Below are 22,457 nucleotides of genomic sequence, written 5' to 3'. Positions count from 1 at the left end.
GGGACGACGATGGTGAAGACGACTGATCCGGTGCGGGCGGCGAGGCTGCCGCAGCGGGGGTCGGGCGGTGGGGCGGCGGACCGGCTGAAGGGGCTCGCGTCGCTGCTGGCGGTGCTGGCGATCGTCGGTGGCGTGCCGTACGTGCTGCTGACGTTCTTCGGCAAGCCCTGGCCGGACCGGATGCCGACCCGTGACGTGCTGTTCAGCGAGCTGACCATCGAGACGGTGCTCGGCATCATCGGGTTCTTCATCTGGCTGGCCTGGCTGCACTTCGTGATCTGCCTGGCGGCCGAGGCCGTGGCCGAGATCCGTGGGCACGGGTTGTCGCCGCGGGTTCCGCTCGGCGGTGGCTCGCAGACGCTGGCTCGCCGGCTGGTGTCGGGCGTGGTGCTGATCGCGGGCGCGGCGAGCGTGACGCTGCCGGTCGCCAACGCGGTCACCACGAGCGGAGTCGCGCCGACCTCGATCAGCGCGACGCAGGGCGGCGACGACCAGGCCTCGACGTACCGGCAGACCGAGGCGCGCAGCAAGGTCGTCATCGGCGGGCACACCGGCGTACGGACGAACAACGACCAGGCCGGTCAGGTGGTCAAGTTCACCGAGGTTCGTCCGCCCGAGGGCCGCAACTACGACTGCCTGTGGGACATCGCCGAGCGCTACCTGGGCGAGGGCCGGCGCTACAAGGAGATCTACGAGCTCAACAAGAACAAGCTGCAGCCCGACGGCCGACGGCTGACCAACCCGGACCTGATCATGCCGGGCTGGCAGGTCCGGCTGCCGGCCGACGCGAAGGGCCCGGGCGTGCACACGGTCCGGGTCGCGATCGACGGTCCCGCCCGGCCGGTCGTGCAGCAGCAGGACGAGAAGCCGTCGCCGGACACCAAGGAGACCAAGGCGAAGGTCGCCGCCAAGCCGACAGCGAAGGCGACCACCCAGTCGGAGACCGGTCCCGGCAGCCGCTGGTTCGAGGAGCAGGGCGTCGAGAAGCCCTCGTCGATCGACATCGGCAGTGCCGCCGCCGACCCGACCGCCAAGGACGCCAAGCCGAACGAGCCGGGCGTCGAGGTCACTCAGCCGCACGGCCCCGGTACGACGGACGCCCAGCCGGGCGACCCGGCCGCGGGTGGCACGAAGGTGCCCGATGTGGTGGCGACGTCCAGTGGCGGGATCAGCGCGACCGAAGCCGGGATCTACGGCTTCGGCGCGACCCTGCTCGCGGCCGGACTCGCGGTGGCGCTGAAGCGTCGTCGCGGCTGGGCGCTGGGCCCGGGACCGAAGTCGGCCTCCCACCGGCAGACCGAGGTCAACCTGCGCCTGGCGGCCGACGTACCGACGGCTCAGTTCGTCGACAACTCGCTGCGGCAGCTCGGCGTGAGCATGACCGAGGCGAACCGGACGATGCCGGTCGTCGTGGCGGCGCTGGTCACCGACCGGGCGCTGACGCTGGTGCTGGAGCCGGGGGAGAACCAGGCCCCGCCGCCGGCGCCCTGGCAGGCCATCGCCGACGGGCGTCGCTGGGTGCTGCGCCGGGCGTACGCACCGGCCGCTGACGTGGCCGCGCCCTCGCCGTACCCGACGCTGGTCACGCTCGGCCGCAACGCGGACGGCTCGACCGTGCTGGTCGACCTGGACACCGCACGCGGTGTGGTCAGCTTCGGCGGTGTCACCAACGCGTCGCGCGACGTCGTCGGCTCGCTCGCGGCCGAGCTGGCCACGAACCTGTGGTCCGAGGGCGCGCACGTCAGCATGGTCGGCTTCGGCGACGACCTGTCCTCGCTGGCCCCGGCCCGGCTGAGCTACTGGACCCGCCTGGACGAGGCGCTGCAGGAGGTGACCCGGCGGACCGACAACCAGGTCCAGGCCTGCGCCCGCCGCAACGCCGAGTCCGTCGCCGCCGCCCGGATGAGCTATCCCGACCCGATGCTGTGGGGTCCGGAGATCATCTTCGTGTCCGCTCCGCCGTCGCTGGAGGAGGAGCAGCAGCTGGCCCGGCTGGCGGCCGATCCCAAGCGCTGCGTCGCCGTCGTGGTCGTCGGTGACGTGCTGGACGCGCCCTGGCGCTTCGTCGTGGACGAGAAGAACCAGGCGGTCTGCCGGCTGCTCGGGCTCGAGGTCGATGCCCACAGCATCAACCCGGCGCAGTTCGCGGACCTGGTCGAGCTGTTCCGGACGGCCGAGGCGGAGGCGATGGACAAGCGCCGTACCGAGCAGGACATGCCGGCGTACGAGTTCTCCTCGACGGACCTGAGCCAGGCGGCACCGGTCGAGGTCGACCTGCTCGGCCCGGTCGAGGTCGACGCTCGCGGACCGATCGACGAGGGCCGGATCCAGCTCGCCACCGAGATCGTCGCGTTCCTGGCCAGCCAGGACTACGGCGTTCACCCGAACGTGCTGGCCGGCTCGATCTGGCCGCGCGGCATCAGCGACGAACTGCGCAGCGCCGCACTCGAGCACACCCGGCAGTGGGTCGGCCTCGACGCCATGTACGCCGACGAGTCGGGCCGCTGGATGCTGAACCGCAGCATCGTCCGGGTCGACTGGGACGTGTTCCGCACGCTGGCCAAGCAGGCGGAGATGATGGACGATCCGCGCCAGCCGCTGTCGACCGCGCTCAGCCTGGTGCACGGCCAGGCCTGGTCCGGGCTGCCCGCCGGCCGGTACTCCTGGCTCGCGGCCTCCGGGATCGAGCGACGGATGGCCGAGTCGGTCGTCGACGCGTCGCTCAAGCTGGCCGAGGCGAGCCTGCGCCACAACGACGGCGCGCTGGCCCGTACGGCCCTGCAGACCGGCCTCAGCTTCGCGCCGGCCTCCGAGGAGCTGTGGCGCGCGACCCTGCGGCTGGCGTCCCACTTCGGTACGACGGAAGACGTCACCACGATCGCCGCCCAGATGTACGCCGCCCTGGCCAAGCACGGCGGCCCGCGCGGCGCCGAAGCGGAGACCGACGCCCTGGTCGACGAACTCCTCCCGGGCTACCGCCGCCCGGCCGCGGTGGCTTAGCAGTACGCCGTACGGCGGCCGCTCGGTTCGCCGCACGAACGAACGAAGGCCCGCTCCCCGGAATCCAGGGGGGCGGGCCTTTCGTCGTACCGGAGGTCAGAGGCTGTCGGTGCCCCAGGTGTCGCACGAGGTCATGTCGCCGGAGTCCATCCCGGTCTTGAACCAGCGCATCCGCTGCTCGGCGGTGCCGTGGCTGAAGTTCTCCGGCGTGACCCGGCCCTGGGTCTTCTGCTGGATCCGGTCGTCGCCGACGGCCGCGGCAGCGTCCAGACCCCGGACGATGTCGTCCTCGGTCAGGCCCTCGATGAAGGTGTCGCCGTCCTTGTCCTGGGCGGTGGTGGCGTGCTTGGTCCAGATCCCGGCCAGGCAGTCGGCCTGCAGTTCGGAGCGGACCGAGTCCGACGTCGGACCCTCGCGGGTCTTGATCCGGTCCAGGTAGCCGTAGAGGTTCTGGATGTGGTGGCCGTACTCGTGGGCGACCACATACGCCTCGGCGAAGTTGCCGCCCTGGGCGCCGAGCTCGGACTGCAGGGTCTGGAAGAAGCTGATGTCGAGGTAGACCCGCTTGTCGGGCGGGCAGTAGAACGGGCCCACCGCGCTCGAGGCGGCGCCGCAGGCGGTGTTCACCTGCTGGCTGAAGATCCGCAGTGGCGCACGGGTGTACTTCTTGCCCCGCCGCGGCAGCTCGGCCGCCCAGAATCCCTCGATCGAGTTCTGGTAGAAGACGAAGCGGCAGTCCTCGTTCTGGGCGAGGTCGGTGCCCTTCTTACAGGTGTCGAGATTGCCCGCGCCGGTGTTGCGCACGGTCGGCTCGTCCGCGCCGCCGCCACCGACCCCGGGGATCCCGCCGTTCAGCAGCAGGATCACGACCAGCAGGATGATGCCGCCGATGCCGCCGCCGACCGGGATTCCCATCCCGCCCGGGAGCATGCCACCGCCACCACCACTGCCGCGGGTGTCCTCGACGCCACTGGTGTCCAAGTCGGCGTCCGGGTTGAATTTCACAGCGCCTACACTAGACCCGGACCCGGAGTAGAGGCCGCCTCGTGACGTGCAGTGTCGTGTCACGGCCCTGCCGTGTCGCCCCCCTTGACCCCGACCCTTGAGGACCCCTGCGCCGTCATGATCACCGTCTCCAACCTCGAGGTCCGCGTCGGCGCTCGTCAGTTGCTCGCGCCGGCGTCGTTCCGGGTCGGTCCCGGTGACAAGGTCGGGCTGGTCGGTCGCAACGGCGCCGGCAAGACGACACTGACCAAGATCCTGGCCGGCGAGGGACTGCCGGCCAGCGGCTCGGTCACCTCCTCGGGCGAGATCGGCTACCTGCCGCAGGACCCGCGCACCGGTGATCTGAGCGTGCTGGCGCGGGACCGGATCCTGTCCGCGCGCGGCCTCGACGAGGTGGTCCGCCGGCTGCGCAACGCCGAGAAGCAGATGGCCAGTGCGGACGACAAGACCCGCGAGAAGGGCATGCGCCGGTACGAGCGCGCCGAGGCCGACCTGCACGCGGCCGGTGGGTACGCCGCGGAGTCCGAGGCGGCCCGGATCGCGGCGAACCTCGGTCTGCCCGAGCGGGTCCTCGGCCAGCCGCTGAGCACGTTGTCGGGTGGTCAGCGCCGGCGGGTCGAGCTGGCCCGGATCCTGTTCGCGCAGGCCGAGACGCTGCTGCTCGACGAGCCGACCAACCACCTGGACGCCGACTCGATCGTCTGGCTGCGCGACTTCCTCAAGCAGTATCCCGGTGGCGTGATCATGATCAGCCACGACGTGAACCTGCTCGAGGAGACCGTCACCCGGGTCTTCCACCTGGACGCCAACCGGGCCGAGATCGACGTCTACAACGTCGGCTGGAAGGCGTACCTGACCCAGCGCGAGACCGACGAGCGGCGCCGCAAGCGCGAGCGGGCGAACGCGGAGAAGAAGGCGTCGCAGCTGGTCGACCAGGCCAACAAGATGCGCGCCAAGGCGACCAAGGCGACCGCGGCGCAGCAGATGCTGAAGCGGGCCGAGAAGCTGATGAGCTCGCTCGAGGAGGAGCGCGCCTCCGACCGGGTCGCGAAGATCTCCTTCCCGACCCCGGCGCCGTGCGGCAAGACGCCGTTGATGGCCAAGGAGCTGTCCAAGTCGTACGGGTCGCTGGAGATCTTCACCGACGTCGACCTGGCGATCGACCGCGGTTCGCGCGTCGTCGTGCTGGGCCTGAACGGCGCGGGCAAGACCACCCTGCTGCGGGTGCTGTCCGGGATCGAGAAGTCGGACACCGGCGAGGTGATCGACGGGCACGGGCTCAAGCTCGGGTACTACGCGCAGGAGCACGAGACCCTGGACGTGAACCGGACCGTGCTGGAGAACATGAAGTCCGCCGCCCCGGACCTGAACGAGACGCAGGCGCGCAGCGTGCTCGGCTCCTTCTTGTTCAGCGGGGACGACGCCGACAAGCCGGCGCGCGTGCTGTCGGGCGGCGAGAAGACCCGGCTCGCGCTCGCGACGCTGGTCGTCTCGGCGGCCAACGTCCTGCTGCTCGACGAGCCGACCAACAACCTGGACCCGGCCTCGCGGGCCGAGGTGCTGAACGCGATCCGCTCGTACACCGGCGCGATCGTGCTGGTCACCCACGACGAGGGCGCGGTCGAGGCCCTGGAGCCGGAGCGGGTGCTGCTGCTCCCGGACGGCGTCGAGGACCTGTGGACCAACGAGTACGCCGACCTGGTGTCGCTGGCCTGAGGCGTTTTCCACAGTCCGCCAGGACCGCCCGGAAACGGGGGCGGATTCCCGTATGTTCTCTGGCATGAAGCAACGTGGACTGCGGTTGACGGTGGACGGGCCGGTCGCCCGGGTGGTGCTCGACCGGCCGGAGGTGCGGAACGCGCAGACGCCCGGCATGTGGCGGGCGCTGGCGGAGTTCGGAGCGAGCCTGCCCACGGACGTCCGGGTGGTCGTGGTGTCGGGCGAGGGGCCGTCGTTCTCGGCCGGTCTCGACCGGCGCCTGATGACGGGCGAGACCGTGGACGGCGAGGAGTCGTTGCTCGCGCTGGGGACCAAACCGGCCGCGGAGGTGCACGCGACGATCGCGGAGATCCAGGCCGGGTTCTCGTGGTTGCGGCGCCCGGAGATCGTCAGCGTGGCGGCCGTGCAGGGCCATGCGATCGGCGCGGGGTTCCAGCTCGCGCTGGCGTGCGATCTGCGGGTGGTGACGCCGGACGTGCGGTTCAGCATGCGGGAGCCCGCGCTCGGGCTGGTGCCCGACCTGGGCGGGACGCAGCCGCTGGTTCAACTGGTCGGCTACTCGCGGGCGCTGGAGATCTGTGCGACGTCGCGCTGGGTCGAGGCCGAGGAGGCCCGTCAGCTCGGCCTGGCGAACATCGTCGTCCCGGCCGAGGAGCTCGAGGCGACGGTGAAGGACCTGACCGACGCGCTGCTCACGCCGTTGCCGGGGGCGATCCGGGAGACGAAGGCGCTGCTGCTGGGCGCGGCCGACGCGTCGTACGAGCAGCAGTTGCGGGCCGAGCGGGAGGCGCAGCAGCGGCGGCTGGCCGAGCTGATGGGGAATATCGGCTGACCTGAAGTGTTGTCAAGGTTGACGGGTGTACAGCGGGGAGGAGCCGGATGTCTTCAGGCATGATGCAGGGCGGGCGAGGTGGCGCGGGAAGCTGGCGCCGCCAGGACGCGTCGGTGGTGAACCAGAAGCTCGCCAAGGGCACGGTCAAGCGGATCGTCCGGTTCGCGAAACCGTTCCGCAAGCACATCTCGATCTTTCTGGTGCTGGTGGTGGTGTCGGCCGTCCTGGTGATCGCGTCGCCGCTGCTGTTCAAGAAGATCGTCGACGACGGCATCAGCAAGGGAAACTCGGGCTTGGTGACCGGGCTGGCGCTGCTGGTCGCGCTGCTCGCCCTGGTGGAGGCCGGCCTCGGCCTGGTCCAGCGCTGGTACTCCGCGCAGATCGGTGAGGGGCTGATCTTCGCCCTGCGGACGAAGGTGTTCGCGCACGTGCAGAAGATGCCGGTCGCGTTCTTCACCCGCACGCAGACCGGCGCCTTGGTCTCCCGGCTCAACACCGACGTGATCGGGGCGCAGCAGGCCTTCACCTCCACCCTGTCCGGCGTCGTGTCGAACATCATCAGCCTGATCCTGGTCATCGGCGCGATGCTGCTGCTGAGCTGGCAGCTGACGCTGGTGGCGATCCTGCTGCTGCCGGTGTTCCTGGTCCCGGCCCGGATCCTCGGGCGGCGGCTGGCCGCGCTGACCCGTGAGCAGATGCAACTCAACGCGGACATGTCGACGGCGATGACCGAGCGGTTCAGCGTCGGCGGCGCTCTGCTGGTGACGCTGTTCGGCCGGCCCTCCGCGGAGAACGCGGAGTTCGGCGAGCGCGCCGGGCGGGTCCGCGACCTGGGCATCCGGACCGCGATGCTCGGCCGGGTCTTCTTCACCGCCCTGACGCTGGTCGCCTCGCTGGCGACCGCCCTGGTGTACGGCGTCGGGGGCAACCTCGCCGTTCGGGACTCGCTGACCGTCGGCACCCTGCTGGCTCTGGTCGCGCTGCTCGGCCGGCTGTACGGGCCGCTGACGGCCCTGTCGAACGTCCGGGTCGACGTGATGACCGCGCTGGTGTCGTTCGAGCGCGTCTTCGAGGTGCTCGACCTGGAGCCGATGATCCAGAACCGGCCGGACGCCAAGCCGTTGCCGCCCGACGTCGCGTCGGTGCAGTTCGACCAGGTCGAGTTCGCCTACCCGACGGCCGAGCAGGTCTCGCTGGCCAGTCTCGAGTCGGTCGCCGTACTCGACAAGCGGGCGTCGTCCCAGGTGCTGCACGACGTGAGCTTCTCGGTCGAGCCCGGACAGATGGTCGCGCTGGTCGGTCCCTCGGGGGCGGGCAAGACCACGATCACCAACCTGGTCGCCCGCCTGTACGACGTGTCCGGTGGTTCGGTCCGCGTCGGTGGCCACGACGTCCGCGAGGTGACGCTGGAGTCGCTGCACGACGCGATCGGGTACGTGACACAGGACGCGCACATGTTCCACGACACGATCCGGGCCAACCTGATCTACGCCAAGCCGGACGCCACTGAAGACGAGATGATCGAGGCGCTGCAATCGGCGCAGGTGTGGGACCTGGTGTCCTCGCTGCCCGACGGGCTCGAAACGGTCGTCGGCGACCGGGGGCACCGGCTGTCCGGTGGCGAGCGGCAGCGGCTGGCGATCGCCCGCTTGCTGCTGAAGGCGCCGCACATCGTGGTCCTGGACGAGGCGACGGCTCACCTGGACTCGGAGTCCGAGGTCGCCGTGCAGAGAGCTCTCGACACGGCGCTCGAAGGACGCACGTCGCTGGTCATCGCGCACCGGCTCTCCACGGTGCGTAACGCGGACCAGATCCTGGTCGTCGACCAGGGCACGATCGTCGAGCGTGGCACGCACGAGGAACTGCTCGCGCTGAACGGCGAATACGCCGACCTGTACCGCACCCAGTTCGCGGAGTCGCCCGCCGCCGTGTAGCCGTCCACCCTCCGGGTACCTGCCGAAGCACACGCCTATCAGCCGCCATACTGGTGATAGGGAACGGCATTGTCCTGACGTGAGGGAAGGACTTCGGGATGATCAAGTGCGCACTGGTCCTGGGCGCGAGCTACACCGGTTTCAGGCTGGCCTACAACTCCGAGGACGGCATCCACTACGGCAAGGTCGGCGAGCAGACTCTGCGCCGCGGCTTGTCAGCCTTCTTCGCCGCCCTGGCCGGTGGCCTCACGTACGCGGCCCTCGTCCTGCACTGAGCGCGCCGATCCCGCTGGCGCCGCGGCAGCACCCAGCGGTCGCCCGACCATGACGGCCGCGACACCGAGCGGACCCACCGACTGGGCGGCGTAGCTACTTCTTCGCCTTCTCCGGATCGTGCTCGAGCAGATGCAGCACCGGTACGCCGAGGTGACGGCGGGCCGAGTTGGTCCAGTCGAGGTGGAAGAACTCCGCGACGATGTGCGGCCGGGTCAGGATGATGACCTCCTGCCCACCGACCTTGTTCACCGTGGCGGTCAGCGCGTCGATCGGGCGGTCGTGCGAGATCCCGCCGACGGCGTCCTGGCCCAGGTCCCGCAGCCGCTGCACGCTGCGCCCGGTGCAGTCGCGGGCCTCGCTGTCGATCGCCTCCTGCGCCTTGGCCAGCTCCTCGCGCTGGTCCACCAGCCCCGTCCCGTACAGATCCGCCGTTCCGAGCGCGCTGATCGACGCCTCGACCCCCGCCTCGGCGTTGTGACACGGCACGAGCACGTGATACCTCACCGGCTCGGGCATGTCCTGGTGCAGTTCGACCACCCGGTGGGCGTCCTCCTGCGACAACTCCTGCTCGACAAGCAGTACGACGTCGTACATCGCGGTACCTCCGGTCCTACCAGTCGGTATACGACCATCATGCCCCGTCCGCGGGCAGAATGGCCGCATGCAGCTACCCGTGATGCCTCCGGTCCCGCCGATGCTGGCCAAGGCGGTGAAGCAGATCCCGGACGGGGACGTCAGCTTCGAGCCGAAGTGGGACGGTTTCCGTTCCATCGTGTTCCGCGACGGCGACGAGGTCGAGATCGGCAGCCGCAACGAGAAGCCGATGACCCGGTACTTCCCCGAGCTGGTCGAGGCGATCAAGGCGAACCTGCCGGAGCGCTGCGTGATCGACGGCGAGATCGTGGTGATCGGCGCGTCGGGGGACCGGCTCGACTTCGAGATGCTGCAGCAACGGATCCACCCGGCCGCGTCGCGGGTGAAGATGCTGTCCGAGACCACGCCGGCCCGGTTCGTCGCGTTCGACCTGCTCGCGCTGGGTGACACCGACTACATGGAGCGACCGTTCGCCGAGCGCCGCGCGGCGCTGGAGGAGGCGCTCGCACCGGCGAAGGCGCCGATCCACCTGACCCGGACGACCACCGACAAGGCGCTGGCGACCGACTGGTTCCACCAGTTCGAGGGCGCCGGGCTGGACGGCGTGATCGCGAAGCCGCTGCAGGGGCTGTACGAGCCGGACAAGCGCACGATGTTCAAGATCAAGCACGAGCGGACGGCCGACTGCGTGGTCGCGGGCTACCGCGTGCACAAGAGCGGCCCGAACCGGATCGGCTCGCTGCTGCTCGGCCTGTTCAACGACGAGGGCGTGCTGGCGAGCGTCGGCGTGATCGGCGCGTTCCCGATGGCGCGGCGCGAGGAGCTGTTCGAGGAGCTGCAGCCGCTGGTCACCGATTTCGACGACCACCCGTGGGCCTGGGCGAAGCAGGAGGAAGGCAACCGCACCCCGCGCAACGCCGAGGGCAGCCGCTGGCAGGCCGGCAAGGACCTGAGCTTCGTCCCGCTCCGCCCCGAACGGGTGGTCGAGGTCCGCTACGACCACATGGAGGGCGTGCGCTTCCGCCACACCGCCCAGTTCGTCCGCTGGCGCGACGACCGGACGCCGGAGTCGTGCACGTACGACCAGTTGGAAGAGCCGGTGAAGTTCGCGCTGGACGACGTGCTGGGCTGAACGCCGGCCGACGTGTTCGACGGGGCGTGGGGATTGCGGACCCCAGCGCGGCGATCAGTTCGCGACTTTCTCCACGAGCTGATCGACGCCGTCCGGGCTCAGCCCGAGGCCGGGGAACGACGCGATGCTGCTGATCGGGAAGTTGCCGATCAGCTTCAGCAGTCCAGGATCGGCGAGGATGCCCCGCGGGTTGCCGTCGGCATCGACTCCGACCAGCTCACGGAGCGCGGCGGCGCCGGCCGGGTGTGCCAGCCATTCCTCGAGCGTCGCCATCGCGTCGAGGTGAGGGAGCAGCGGCGGCGCCTCGACGTCGATGCTGGTCGTGAGGCGCAGATCGCGCGAGGAAGCGCCGACGGCGAGCTCGAAGGTTCCGCCTTCCAGGACCCAGCCGCCGTGCGCGGACGACCAGTACGACAGGTCACGTGAGGTAAGGGTGAAGTCGACCTTGAGGGTCTCACTGGGGTCGAGGCTGACCTTCGCGAAGCCCTTGAGCTCGCGCACCGGACGCCGCACCTGCGCGACCGGATCGCCGACGTACAGCTGGACGACTTCGTGACCCGTGCGCTCGCCGGTGTTGGTCACCCTGCAGCTGAGGTTGATGCCGAGATCCCCGTCGGCGGCGCTCCCGGTCACCGAAACGTCCAGGGCGTCGTACGCGAAGGTGGTGTACGACAGTCCGTGCCCGAACGGGTAGCTGACCTCGGTCCCGAGCGCGTCGTAGCCGCGGTAGCCGACGAAGACGCCTTCGCCGTACCGGACGGAGCCGTGTTCGCCGGGGAAGTTGAGGTACGACGGGGTGTCCTCGAGCCGCAGCGGCAGCGTCTCGGCGAGCCGCCCGGACGGGTTGACCGTGCCGAGCAGCACGTCGGCCACCGCGCCGCCGGCGGCTTGCCCGCCGAGCCAGCCCTCCACGAGCGCGGCCGCGTGCTGCTCCCAGGTCGACAGCCGCACCGCCGATCCGTTGCTCAAGACAACGATCAGCCGCGAGTTCGCCGTCGCCAGCCGGGGGAGCAGGGCCAGTTGGTTCGCCGGCAGGTCCAGGTGGGTCCGGTCGAAGCCCTCCGACTCGTCCGCGGCCGGCAGCCCGAGGAAAACGAGCACGTGGTCCGCCCGCGCGGCGAGATCGACGGCCTCGTTCGCCAGGTCCGCGTCCTCAACAGCGTCCAGCGTGAATCCGGCGCTGAACTCGAGATCGACCCCGGCAGGCAGCGCCGCGCGCAGCTCGTCGAGAGCGTTCTCCACCCGGGTCGGATTGACCTGCGAGCTGCCCGCGCCTTGATAGCGCGCGGAGCGAGCGAACTCCCCGATGACCGCGACCAGCTCACCGGCAGCCGGTTCCAGCGGCAGCACCGCGTCATCGTTCCTCAGCAGTACGACGCTCGCGGCAGCCGCCTCCCGGGCCAGCGCGTGATGCTCGGCGACGTCGAAGTCGGGCCCTGGTTCGGAGGGCGCCTGCTCGGCCAGCCGTAGGACGCGTGCGACGGCCTGATCCAGGACCGCTTCGTCGAGCTCGCCCGATTGGACGGCCGCGACGATCGCCGCGTCGCTGATCCCCAGTTTCGGCGGCATCTCCAGGTCGAGCCCCGCCGCCAGGGCCGCTACGCGGTCGTGCACGGCACCCCAGTCCGACATCACCAGCCCGTCGAACCCCCACTCGTCGCGCAGTACGTCGGTGAGCAGCCAGCGATTCTGCGACGCGTGGATCCCGTTGATCCGGTTGTACGAGCACATCACCGTCCACGGCCGGGCGCTGCGGACGACCCGCTCGAACCCGGCCAGGTAGATCTCCCGCAACGACCGCTCGTCGACCTCCGCGCTGACCCGGAGCCGATCGGTCTCCTGGTTGTTCGCCGCGAAGTGCTTGACCGACGCGCCGACGCCCTGACTCTGCAACCCTTCGACCAGTGCGGCGCCGAGAACGCCCGAGACGAACGGGTCCTCCGACAGGTACTCGAAGTTCCGTCCGCACAGCGGCGATCGCTTGATGTTGATCCCCGGCCCGAGTACGACGGCCACGCCCTGAGCGCGCGCCTCCACGCCGATCGCGGCACCGACCCGCCGGACGACCTCGACGTCCCAGGACGAGCCGAGCGCACTCGCGGTCGGGAAGCAGGTCGCAGGCAGGCTCCCGCCGATGCCGACGTGATCGCCTTCGTCCGGCTGCCGCCGCATCCCGTGCGGCCCGTCGGCCAGCATCACCGCTGGTACGCCGAGCCGCTCGACCGCCGCGGTGTGCCAGAAGTCCGACCCGAGGCACAGCGCGGCCTTCTCCTCGACCGTCAGCCGCCCGACGATCCCGCCGTCCGCGTCCATACCGCTCCTCCTCGTCGCCTGCCGGCTGAGCTCAGCCGCTCGGTCCCGCCGCTCGGCTCGACCGCCGGACCAACGGCTGGGCCGGCCGCCCAGCCCAGCCCTTCGGCTCAGCCGCTCAACTCAGCCAACCACGCACCACCCACCCGCGACCCCTCCCCGCGTGGCGACCCAACCCGGTGTGAACCCGCCGTGCTGGACAGTGAACCCCGCTCAGCGGACAATTTCCGGCATGACCTCCGGCCTTGAACTCTCACGTCCCTCGGACCGTGAGCGGGATCGTGCGCTGGAGATCCTCCGCGAGGGCGCGGGCACCGGACGTCTCTCGCAGGACACGTTCGTCCGCCGGATGAACTTCGTGCTCGGCGCCCAGAGCCGCCGCGAGCTGCGGTCCGCGACGCACGACCTGCCCGGCCGCGAGCCGCGGGTGATCGAGTGGTTCCGCGAGCTGATCTCCCGGCTGCCGCGAGTCAGCCTCACTCCGAAGCCGTCGCTGCCCGGCCTGGCCCTGCCGCCGCCCGGTTCGCCCACGATCAGGATCGGCCGGGGTCCCGGCGCCACGCTGCGGATTGCGGACGTCTCGGTCTCCCGCCGCCACGCCGAGCTGCGGCACGTCGGCAACGGCTGGATGGTCCGCGACCTGAACTCGATGAACGGCACCCACCTCAACGGCTCCCGCATCACCTCGCCGACGGCGGTCCGCGCCGGCGACATCCTCCAGTTCGGCTCGGTCCTCTACACCCTCACCTGGACCGACCCCCGCTGACCCCGGTACGCCGTACCGGTCACCTCGTGCGGCCCTACCGCTCCCGTTCGGGCGTCTGCGGACCGCGCCCTGTCCCCGAGTTCTTCTCCGCGGACGGCGTCTCCCGCGGTGCACTTGTCTTGCTGACTCCGGCAACGCCGTCGAGTGCGATCGCCTTGGCCGCCTGCGCCTGCTCGTCCGGCCCTTGCCGCGTCGCCTCCTGCGCCACCCCAGGACCGGTCGACTGCGCGACCCCAGCCCCGCTCTCCTGCAAGACCACGGCCTCCCGCTGACTCTCGGCCAACCGCGGATCCGTCCCGCGATCCTGCTCCGGCACCACCGAGTTCAGCGTCTGCGCGAACCCCCGCAGATCCTGCAACGTCGCCATCTTGTCGATCAGCGCGGACACCGTGTTCGGTTCGCGCTGGTTGCGGCCGACCATGTCCCGCATCGCGTCGACCATGCGCGCCGGGTTCTCCCGGGTCAGGTCCGACAGGAACTTCGACAACCGCTGCACCGGCATCGCGTGCGGACCGGTCGTCGGTGGGCTGAAGTCCTTGACGTTCTCCGTCACCAGCACCGTCGACCGCGAGTGCACGGCCGCCGCGAGCACGTGCTTGTCCTTCGGGTCGGCCTGCATGGCCGGCTCGAGGTGTTCGTAGCCCTGCACCATCGCCTGCGGGAACGCCGCGTTCATCTGCCCGAGCCGCCGGTCGATCGCCGCCTCGGACAGCCCCGGCGGCCGGTTGCGGCGGACCTCGTCCATCACCTCGGCGTTCCACCGCGGCTGGAACTCGTCACGGAACGCGAGCGTCAGCAGTACGTCGGTCTGCAACGCCCCGCGCAGCACGTTGGCGTCCAGGAACGCGCGCCGGTCCGGTTCAGGCATCGGCCGGCCTAGCGATCGAGATCGCCCGGCTCGAGGCCGTCACCGTCGTCGCCGTACGCGTCGTAGTCGCTCTCGGCCATCATCTGGTCGAGGATCTCGCGCTGCCGGGCCTTCAGCCGCCGCTTGAAGGCGAGGACGTGCTCCAACTGAACCCAGTCGACCGACTCGTCGGACCGGAACGGGACCTCACCGGAGGCCACGTACGAGCGCAGTTCGTCCTCGGCCATGTCGATCGCCGCGGCCGCCTCGCGGATCGGCAGCTCGTGCCGGAGCACGGTCACCTGGACGGCGAAGCCTTCGCGCATCGCCGTCTCGACGAACAGCAGCGCCTCGACCACCTTCGGCGGCACCTCGTGCCGGTTGCCCTGGGCATCGATGATCGCCGGGCCGTCCAGCACCAAGCGGCGGTCCTGCTCGGACAGCAGGAACACCTCGGACTGGCTGGGCAGGACCTTCATGCCGGGGAGTTTACGGGAGCGCACGGCCACCGGGGACCCCGCAAACCAGCGTGCACTCCACCGCCGCACTCACCCGCGGGGATCCAGGACCGTCGGTCGACGTCCTGCCGGGTGATGTGGTCGGTCCGCCGGCGCGACCGTGATCTAGGTGAGCAGGACCACCTTGCCGGTGGTTTCACGGTTCTCCAGGGCGCGGTGCGCGTCGGCAGCCTTCGCCAGCGGGAAGGTGGTCACCAGGGGCACCCAACGTCCCTCGGCGGTCTCGGTGAGCGCCGTGGTCTCCAAGTGCCGGAGCCGGCGCATCAACTTCGGTCCGATCGCCCAGGTCGCGCTGAGTCCGCGCTCCATCAAGTCCTGGGTGGTGATCTCGACCGGCCCTCCGCCCGACCACCCGAACATCAGGATCCGCCCGCCGATCCCCAGCAGCTCGAACGCCCGCCGCCCGTTCTCCCCGCCCACCCCGTCGAGCACCACGGTGAGATCGCGCTCTCCGAGGTTCTCCGTGACCTGCTCCACCCAGTCCGGCTGCCGGTAGTCGACCACGACTTGCGCGCCGAGCTCGCGGACCTGGTGGGTCTTCTCGGGTCCGCCGGCCAGGCCGACCACGGTCGCTCCGGCGTTGCGTGCGCTCTGGACGAACAGAATGCCCATCCCGCCCGCCGCCGCGGTGACCAGTACGACGTCCTCGGCCGTGATGGCGGCCTGCTCGAGGATCCCGGCGGCCGTCCGGCCAGTCCCGATCGAGGCCACCGCGTGGGCGGCGTCGACGTGGTCCGGGATCTCGTGCACCGACTCGACCCGGGCAACCGCTCTCTCGGCGTACCCGCCGGGCACCGGGCCGAGATGCACCACGACCCGCTTGCCGATCCATCCAGTCTCGACGCCGGGGCCGACTGCCTCGACCGTGCCCGCTACCTCGCGGCCCGGGATCGTCGGCAGCGTCGGGGGAGCGACCGGTCCTCCGCCCGCGGTGCCTTGGCGAAGGGCGGTGTCCAGCAGGTGCACTCCCGCGGCCTCGACGGCGATCAGCACCTGTTCGGCCGCAGGGACCGGATCAGGCACCTCCTCGTACGTCAGGTTGTCCGCCGGCCCGAATTCGTGCAGCCTGATCGCCCGCATGGTGTTGTCTCCTGTCGTCGGTGTGACTCGGCCTCGACGCTAGGACCTGAACTTCACTTGAGGTCAAGTGCGACGGTTGGGCCTCCACTTCGTTACCTTGTGTATTAAAGTTCGGTCCGGGAGGAACGACGTGGCGAAGATCTTGAAGGGTGCGACCGCCCAGGAGACGCACAGCGCGATCCTGGACCTGATCCGCTCCAGCGGCACCGTGACCCGCGTCGCGCTGGCCGACCGGTCCGGGCTGACCGGCGCGTCGATCTCGCGCGTGGTCAAGCAGCTGCTGGCCGAGGGCCTGATCGTGGAAACCGGTCTGGGCGATCCGACCGGCGGCAAGCGGGCGACGTTGCTGCAGTTCAACCCCCGCGCGCGGCACGCGGTCGGCATCTCGATCGACACCCTCAGTACGACGTACGTGGTGACCGACATGAACGGCCGGGTGATCGAGCAGCTGTCGTCCAAGGGCATCGGCCGTGACACCCCGGCCACGGTGATCACCCGGCTCGTCGGCGAGCTCGACGACCTGATCCAGCGCGCCGGCATCGAGCCGAGCACCTTGGTCGGAGTCGGCGTCGCGCTGGCCGGACGGCAGGGGAGCGGTGCACAACTCTTGCGTGCCGATCGCGAGCGCTACGCCTGGGAGCCGTTCGCCGTCCAGGGCCAGCTCAGTCAGGCGATCGACCATCCGGTGGTCGTCGAGAACGACTCGACCTGCGCCGCGATCGGCGAGTTCTGGGCCGGCCGTATCCCGTCGGCCAACGACTTCGCGACTCTCTACCTGGCCGCGGGCTTCGGCCTCGGTCTGGTCACCAACGGCGACGTCTACCGGGGCTCGTCGTCGAACGTCGGCGAGATCGGCCACATGGTGCTCGAGGTCGACGGCCCGCCGTGCTGGTGCGGCGGCAACGGTTGCCTGGAAGCGCTCGCCGCGCCGGCCCGCGTCGTCGAACTGGCCCAGGAAGATCGCGCTCTCGCCAAGGATCTCGGCCTGCGTGGCAAGCGCACGTCGGTCCGCACGGACTTCGCCCGGATCGCCCAGCGCGCCGCGGACGGCGACCCCCGCTGCCTGCCGCTGATCGAGCAGTCCGCCCGCTACCTCGCCAAGGCGTTGCTGTCGATCACCAACCTGCTCGACCTGTCCCAGATCATCCTGGCCGGCCCGGGCTTCAGCGAGGCCGGGGACATCTACGTCCGCGCCGCCACCGAGGAGATCAACCGGCTGTCGTTCGTGCGGGCCATCCACCCCACCCGCGTGGAACTCTCGAAGCTGGGCCCGAGCGCCGCAGCCCTCGGTGCCGCTTCCTTGGTGCTGCACAGCCAGCTCACTCCGCATCAGACCTCCAGCCGGGCGATGACCAGCTGAGGCAGCGAGCGAAGCGCGGGGAAGGGCCGAGCCCGTCCCCGCGCGATCCGCAGGACGTCAGCTGGTGAGGAACTTCTTCAGCCAGAGCCCGCTGTTCTTGATCGTGCGCTGCTGCGTCTTGTAGTCGACGTGCACGAGCCCGAAGCGGCGCGTGTATCCCCACGACCACTCGAAGTTGTCCAGCAGCGTCCAGGCGAAGTACCCCTGGAGCGGCAGGCCTTCGGCGACGACCTGGGCGGCCGTGGTCAGGTGCTGCTCGAAGTACGCCTGCCGTTCGGTGTCGTCGACCGTGCCGTCGGCGGTGACCTCGTCGGGATAGGCCGCGCCGTTCTCGGTGATGTAGAGCGGGAGCTCAGGGGCCAAGGTGTTGATCTGGCGCAGGATGTCGCGCAGACCGTTGGGGTCGATGCCCCAGCCCATCTGGGTCTTGGCGAGACCGGTGTCGACGGCAACGACGTTCTCGCTGCCGGGTTGCGTGGTGGCGACGCCCGGTGCGGCGACCGGCCCTTCGTCAGGCGCGGCGACCGTGGACGGGCAGTAGTAGTTGACGCCGAGGAAGTCCAGCGGTGCCGAGATCACCGGCAGATCCGCGTCGAAGCGGCCGAACCACTCCGCCATCCCGGTGTCCTCCAGGACATCGGACGGGTACTTGCCCAGCAGGAGCGGGTCGAGGAACATCCGGTTGCGCAGCCCGTCGACGCGGCGAGCGGCGTCACGGTCGGCGTCCGAGTCCGACGCGGCGTACACGGGGGCGGGGTTGAGGGCGATGCCGACCGTGTTGGCCGGCGTCTTGATCGCCTCGAGGGCCAGACCGTGACCGAGCAGCAGGTGGTGGACGGCCTTGAGCGCGTCGGCGCCTTCGGTCCGGCCGGGTGCGTGCTCGCCGTTGCCGTAGCCGAGGAACGCCGAGCACCAGGGTTCGTTGAGCGTCATCCAGTGCGAGATCACGTCGGAGAGCGCTCCCTGGGTGATCGCCGCGTAGTCCCGGAAGCGTTCGGCGGTGTCGCGCACGAGCCAGCCGCCGGCGTCCTCGAGCGGCTGGGGGAGATCCCAGTGGTAGAGCGTCGCGTACGGCGTGACGCCGTGCTCCAGACACGTCTCCGCGAGCCGGCGATAGAAGTCGAGGCCGGCCTGGTTGGCCGCGCCGCTTCCGGTCGGCACCACCCGCGGCCAGGCGATCGAGAACCGGTACGCCTTCAGCCCGAGGTCCGCCAGGATCCGGAGGTCGTCGGCGTAGCGGTGGTAGTGGTCGTCGGCGACCTCGCCGGTCGAACCGTCGGCGATCTTGCCGGGCGTGGCGGCGAAGGTGTCCCAGATGCTCGGTCCCCGGCCGTCCTCAGCGATCGCGCCTTCCACCTGGTACGACGCGGTCGCGGCACCCCAGACGAAGCTGCCGGGAAACCCGGATCGCGCGTTCGCGGGCGCGGGTGGGGTCGAGGGAGTGGTCATCGGGTTCCTTCCAGCCAGTGGGTACGGTCAGGCATCAGTTCGGACAGCCGGGCGGTCAGCTCGTCGGGGATCTCGGTCTTCAGCGCGGCGACCAGCTGGTCGACACGTGCGGGCTTGCTGAAGCCGACGACCGTGCCCGTGATCCGCGGGTCGTTCACGGAGTGCTGGAGCGCGGCCGTGGCCAGGTCGATCCCGTACTCGCGGCAGGCCTGGTCCATCCGTGCCACCGCGTCGAGGGTCGCGGCGGGCGCGTCGCGATAGCCGTACTTGCCGGAGCTGCTCTGGGGGTTCGCCAGGATGCCGCCGCCGTAGATCGCGGCGTTGACCACCGCGAGACCATCAGAGAGCGCTTTCTCGATCAGCTCGTCGGCGCTGTGGTCGACCAGGCTCCACCGGTTGTGCACGAGCAGCACCTCAAAGCCGCCGAGCTCGAGGTAACGGGCGAGTTCGTGCACGTTGCCGCCGGCGAGACCGACGTGCCCGATCTCGCCCTCGTCGCGCAGCCTCATCAGCGTCGCGACGGCGTCCCGCATGCTGTCGAAGTCGTGGAACTCCGGGTCGTGCAGGTACACCAGCGGCAAGTGATCGAGCCCGAGCCGTTGCTTGCTCTCGGCCACGCTCGCCCGGACCCGGGCGCCGGAGTAGTCGTCGCCGAGCGCGTCGACCTTGGTCGCGACCAGGAACCCGTCCGGCAGTCCACTGCGACGGGCCGCGAGCGCCTGGCCGATCCGGCGCTCGCTCTCGCCGGCGCCGTACCCGTTCGAGGTGTCGATCCAGGTCAGCGGGCCGTCGAGCACCCGGTCGATCACGGCGACCGCCTCGTTCTGGCTCACGTCGTACCCGAAGACCTCGGGCATTCCGGCGAGCAGCGCGCCGCCGGCGCAGACGGCCGACACGGTCAGTCCGGTGGAACCGAGCGGGCGCAGCCAGTCGCCGGTCGAAGGATCGGTCACGGGAACCCGCTTTCGGGAAGACAGGTGAAACGGTTAAGTCAGATGGTAGCGAAGCTGAATCCGTCCGGATCGACCTGGACGTCGGTCCCGTCCGGCGCCGTCAGCGTGGGCAGCCCGGCCGGCGGGTCGCCCGCGAGCACGGCGTACGAGAAACCGGCCACGTCGAGCTGCGGTTCGCGGGCGGTCTTCTCGCGCTCGTAGGTGAACACCTCGAGCACCGTGTCGCCGCCCTTGAGGTAGCCGATGCTGAAGCCGCGCGGGTCGTGCGGTTGCTCGATCGTGCCGATGAACGAGAAGCCGTAGTGGTCCCGGTAGAACTCGTGGGTGCGTTCCCGGTCCTCGACGGTCACCGCGACGTGGTCGAAGCGTGGACGCGTCGGAACGCCGAGAGCGCGCTCTCTCGCGACCCCGTCCTCGTCCAGCACCGCGGCGTACTGCAGGTCGCCCTGGATCATCTCCAGCAACGTCCCGTCGGGATCGAAGAAGAAGCAGATCCGGACCGCACCCTCGGCGTCCAGCGGATCGAGCGTGAACTCGACGCCGGCCGCCTTCAGCACGGCAGCGCGTTCGTCCAGCCGGTCCACCTTGAAGCCGATGTGCCGGAACCCCTTCTGCAGGTCGTCGCCGACCCACGTGCTGGCCTCTCGTCCCTGCTCCACCCTGCGCAGCTCGATGGTCGCGGTCACGGCGTCGAGGAGAGCGCGATCTTCGCCTGCCTCACCGATCAGCGGCAGCTCCAGGAACTTCCCGTAGTACTCGACCGAGCGCTGGACGTCGGTGCAGTTGACGACGACGTTCTTGATCGGCATGGATCTCCTTCGGTAGGGGGAGTCAGTTCTTGACGGCGCCGAGCATCATCCCGGCGACGAACTGCCGCTGCATCCGGACGTAGACCACCACGACCGGGACGACCGACAGCGTGAGACCGGCGGTCAGCGCCGGCCAGTTGGTGGAGTACTGGCCCATCAGGGTGAACAGCACCGGCTGCAACGGCAGCGAGTCGGTGTCGCGCAGCACGGTGTTCGCGATCAGGAACTCGTTCCAGGTCTGCAGGAACTGGAAGATCACGACGGTCGCGATGCCCGGCCGGGTCAGCGGCAGGATCACCCGCCAGAAGATCGTGAACTCCGAGCCGCCGTCGACCCGGGCGGCCTCGATCAGCTCGTCGGGCAACGTCTGGAAGAACGCCCGCATCAGGAACATCGCGAACGGCGCCGACCCGGAGATGTAGAGCACCAGCAACCCGGTCTGGCTGTCGAGCAACCCGAGCGTCTTCAGCTGCAGGTAGAGCGGGATGATCAGCGCCGTCGCCGGCATCATCAACGTGGTCAGCAGCAGCACGAACAGCGTGTTGCGGAACGGGAAGTCGAGCTTGGCGAACGCGTAGCCGCTGAGCGTCGCGAACACCAGGACACCGATCACCGTCACCGACGTGATCCACACGCTGTTCCACAGGTGCAGCGGGAACTGGATCGTGGTCCAGGCGGTCGAGTAGCCGGCGAAGGTCAGCTTGTCCGGGATCACCGGACCACCGAAGATCGTGTTCGGCTCCCGCAGTGAGGTGAGCAGCATCCACACGAACGGGAACGCCATCAGCACGCAGAACGGCGCCAGCACGAACGTCGCGAAGCTCTTGCCCAGCGGAAACCGGAACGGCCTGCTGCCCTGCTCCGGCGTACGGCGTATTCGGGGTAGCGCGGGCGCGGTCATCGGTCCGCCCTTCTGGTCAGCCAGAGCTGGGCGATCACCGCGAGCGTGCAGAGCACCATCGTCACGACGCTGAACGCGCTGGCGTAGCCGAGCTGGGGAATGGACCCGGACGTCGAGCCGAAGGCCAGCGAGTACAGATAGGTGCCGAGCACCTCGCTGCCGTGGTTCGGCCCACCACCGGTCATCACGTAGATGATGTCGAACGCCTTGAACCCGTTCAGCAGTCCGAGGCTGATCACCAGCCCGGTCACGACGCGAAGGCTCGGCACGGTCACGTTCCAGAACTGCTGGACCGGATTGGCTCCGTCCACCGCCGCCGCCTCGTACAGGCTCGGATCGATGCCCTGGATCCCGGCGAAGAAGATCAGCATGGCGAAGCCGAGTCCGCCCCAGATCGTGACCAGGATGATGGCCGGCAGCACCGTTGTCTGGTCGGCCAGCCAGGGATGCTGCAGCGAGTCGAGACCGATCGCGCCGAGCACCTGGTTGAGAGTGCCGATGTTCGGGTCGTAGATCAGCTTCCACAGCACGCCCGACACCACGAACGACACGATGCCGGGAACGAAGAGGATGGTCCGGACCAGGACGCCGACGTGCTTCCACACGACGTTCACCAGTACCGCCGTGAGCAGGCCGAGAAAAGTCAGGAGCACCGTCGTCACCGCGGTCAGCACGAGCGTCACGATCAGCGCGCGCCGCGCGACCGGGTCGCCGAGCATCCGGGTGTAGTTGTCGGCTCCGATGAACCGCGGCGCCCCGAACCCGCCCCACGCGGTCAAGCTCAGGTAGATGGTCCGCAGGATCGGCCAGAGCACGAAGCCCAGGAACAGCGCGAACGTCGGCAGCACGAACAGGTAGCCCGCGACCCGCTGCGACCGGCGCAGCGGCGATCCGAAGCGGTTCGCCCGCACCTGCGGACGGCGTACCGGCGCGGCGCCGGGGTCGGCCCGGGTGGTGGTTGTGGTCGCCACC

The 22,457-nt window shown here is 69.9% G+C and carries 19 protein-coding genes; 8 read left to right on the top strand and 11 right to left on the bottom strand.

Features of this window, described 5'->3' with window-relative positions:
- Positions 1 to 9 precede the first annotated feature (9 nt).
- A complete protein-coding gene (locus BWI15_RS09335; RefSeq protein WP_077013942.1) occupies positions 10 to 3,000 on the top strand; it encodes a hypothetical protein in 2,991 nt (996 codons plus the stop codon).
- A gap of 96 nt (positions 3,001 to 3,096) precedes the next feature.
- Here the strand turns inward: BWI15_RS09335 and ypfJ are convergent, their stop codons facing one another.
- On the bottom strand, positions 3,097 to 4,005 hold the full coding sequence (ypfJ, locus tag BWI15_RS09330; protein ID WP_077013941.1) for a KPN_02809 family neutral zinc metallopeptidase: 909 nt from the start codon (positions 4,003 to 4,005) through the stop codon (positions 3,097 to 3,099).
- A gap of 117 nt (positions 4,006 to 4,122) precedes the next feature.
- Here ypfJ and BWI15_RS09325 point away from each other — a divergent pair, with 117 nt between their 5' ends.
- From BWI15_RS09325 to BWI15_RS39280, 4 genes are all read left to right on the top strand, one after another.
- Positions 4,123 to 5,721, top strand: coding sequence for an ABC-F family ATP-binding cassette domain-containing protein (locus BWI15_RS09325; protein WP_077013940.1), 1,599 nt, complete (start codon positions 4,123 to 4,125; stop codon positions 5,719 to 5,721).
- 64 nt (positions 5,722 to 5,785) lie between these two features.
- Positions 5,786 to 6,556, top strand: coding sequence for an enoyl-CoA hydratase/isomerase family protein (locus BWI15_RS09320; protein WP_143465458.1), 771 nt, complete (start codon positions 5,786 to 5,788; stop codon positions 6,554 to 6,556).
- Positions 6,557 to 6,603: 47 nt separating this feature from the next.
- Positions 6,604 to 8,490 carry an ABC transporter ATP-binding protein gene (locus BWI15_RS09315; protein ID WP_083750645.1) on the top strand — a complete coding sequence of 629 codons (1,887 nt, stop codon included), beginning with the start codon at positions 6,604 to 6,606 and terminating at the stop codon, positions 8,488 to 8,490.
- Positions 8,491 to 8,588: 98 nt separating this feature from the next.
- A complete protein-coding gene (locus tag BWI15_RS39280) occupies positions 8,589 to 8,765 on the top strand; it encodes a hypothetical protein (protein ID WP_168197282.1) in 177 nt (58 codons plus the stop codon).
- Between the two features lie 94 nt (positions 8,766 to 8,859).
- Here the strand turns inward: BWI15_RS39280 and BWI15_RS09310 are convergent, their stop codons facing one another.
- Positions 8,860 to 9,360 (bottom strand): hypothetical protein, encoded by a 501-nt coding sequence (locus tag BWI15_RS09310; RefSeq protein ID WP_077013937.1) that lies wholly within the window; start codon positions 9,358 to 9,360, stop codon positions 8,860 to 8,862.
- 67 nt (positions 9,361 to 9,427) lie between these two features.
- Here BWI15_RS09310 and BWI15_RS09305 point away from each other — a divergent pair, with 67 nt between their 5' ends.
- Positions 9,428 to 10,492 (top strand): ATP-dependent DNA ligase, encoded by a 1,065-nt coding sequence (locus tag BWI15_RS09305; protein ID WP_077013936.1) that lies wholly within the window; start codon positions 9,428 to 9,430, stop codon positions 10,490 to 10,492.
- 54 nt (positions 10,493 to 10,546) lie between these two features.
- Here the strand turns inward: BWI15_RS09305 and BWI15_RS09300 are convergent, their stop codons facing one another.
- On the bottom strand, positions 10,547 to 12,805 hold the full coding sequence (locus BWI15_RS09300; protein WP_077013935.1) for a glycoside hydrolase family 3 C-terminal domain-containing protein: 2,259 nt from the start codon (positions 12,803 to 12,805) through the stop codon (positions 10,547 to 10,549).
- Positions 12,806 to 13,034: 229 nt separating this feature from the next.
- Between BWI15_RS09300 and BWI15_RS09295 the strand changes: the two genes are divergently transcribed.
- A complete protein-coding gene (locus BWI15_RS09295; protein WP_077013934.1) occupies positions 13,035 to 13,568 on the top strand; it encodes a DUF1707 and FHA domain-containing protein in 534 nt (177 codons plus the stop codon).
- 34 nt (positions 13,569 to 13,602) lie between these two features.
- Here the strand turns inward: BWI15_RS09295 and BWI15_RS09290 are convergent, their stop codons facing one another.
- The 3 genes from BWI15_RS09290 to BWI15_RS09280 form a co-directional block, all read right to left on the bottom strand.
- Positions 13,603 to 14,436: a PIN domain-containing protein gene (locus tag BWI15_RS09290; RefSeq protein WP_077013933.1), complete on the bottom strand. Its 834-nt coding sequence runs from the start codon at positions 14,434 to 14,436 to the stop codon at positions 13,603 to 13,605.
- An 8-nt stretch (positions 14,437 to 14,444) separates the two neighbouring features.
- A complete protein-coding gene (locus BWI15_RS09285) occupies positions 14,445 to 14,894 on the bottom strand; it encodes a hypothetical protein (RefSeq protein WP_077013932.1) in 450 nt (149 codons plus the stop codon).
- Positions 14,895 to 15,038: 144 nt separating this feature from the next.
- On the bottom strand, positions 15,039 to 16,013 hold the full coding sequence (locus BWI15_RS09280) for a zinc-binding dehydrogenase (RefSeq protein ID WP_077013931.1): 975 nt from the start codon (positions 16,011 to 16,013) through the stop codon (positions 15,039 to 15,041).
- A 130-nt stretch (positions 16,014 to 16,143) separates the two neighbouring features.
- Between BWI15_RS09280 and BWI15_RS09275 the strand changes: the two genes are divergently transcribed.
- Positions 16,144 to 17,373: an ROK family transcriptional regulator gene (locus BWI15_RS09275; protein ID WP_077013930.1), complete on the top strand. Its 1,230-nt coding sequence runs from the start codon at positions 16,144 to 16,146 to the stop codon at positions 17,371 to 17,373.
- Between the two features lie 57 nt (positions 17,374 to 17,430).
- Here the strand turns inward: BWI15_RS09275 and BWI15_RS09270 are convergent, their stop codons facing one another.
- From BWI15_RS09270 to BWI15_RS09250, 5 genes are read right to left on the bottom strand one after another with little or no spacing between them, the layout of a single operon-like run.
- Positions 17,431 to 18,822 carry a GH1 family beta-glucosidase gene (locus BWI15_RS09270; protein ID WP_077013929.1) on the bottom strand — a complete coding sequence of 464 codons (1,392 nt, stop codon included), beginning with the start codon at positions 18,820 to 18,822 and terminating at the stop codon, positions 17,431 to 17,433.
- The gene (locus BWI15_RS09265) at positions 18,819 to 19,775 is read right to left on the bottom strand and encodes an aldo/keto reductase (RefSeq protein WP_083750644.1); all 957 of its coding nucleotides are present in this window, start codon (positions 19,773 to 19,775) and stop codon (positions 18,819 to 18,821) included. Before BWI15_RS09265 ends, BWI15_RS09270 begins: the two co-directional genes overlap by 4 nt.
- A gap of 38 nt (positions 19,776 to 19,813) precedes the next feature.
- Positions 19,814 to 20,584: a VOC family protein gene (locus tag BWI15_RS09260; protein WP_077013928.1), complete on the bottom strand. Its 771-nt coding sequence runs from the start codon at positions 20,582 to 20,584 to the stop codon at positions 19,814 to 19,816.
- A gap of 22 nt (positions 20,585 to 20,606) precedes the next feature.
- The gene (locus BWI15_RS09255; RefSeq protein ID WP_083750643.1) at positions 20,607 to 21,485 is read right to left on the bottom strand and encodes a carbohydrate ABC transporter permease; all 879 of its coding nucleotides are present in this window, start codon (positions 21,483 to 21,485) and stop codon (positions 20,607 to 20,609) included.
- Positions 21,482 to 22,456 (bottom strand): carbohydrate ABC transporter permease, encoded by a 975-nt coding sequence (locus tag BWI15_RS09250; protein WP_083750642.1) that lies wholly within the window; start codon positions 22,454 to 22,456, stop codon positions 21,482 to 21,484. The genes BWI15_RS09255 and BWI15_RS09250 overlap by 4 nt, the downstream gene beginning before the upstream one ends.
- Between the last annotated feature and the right edge of the window lies 1 nt (position 22,457).

The organism is Kribbella sp. ALI-6-A (genome assembly GCF_001984195.1).
Taxonomy (GTDB): Bacteria; Actinomycetota; Actinomycetes; order Propionibacteriales; family Kribbellaceae; genus Kribbella.
This window is presented reverse-complemented; position numbering and strand designations above follow the sequence as displayed.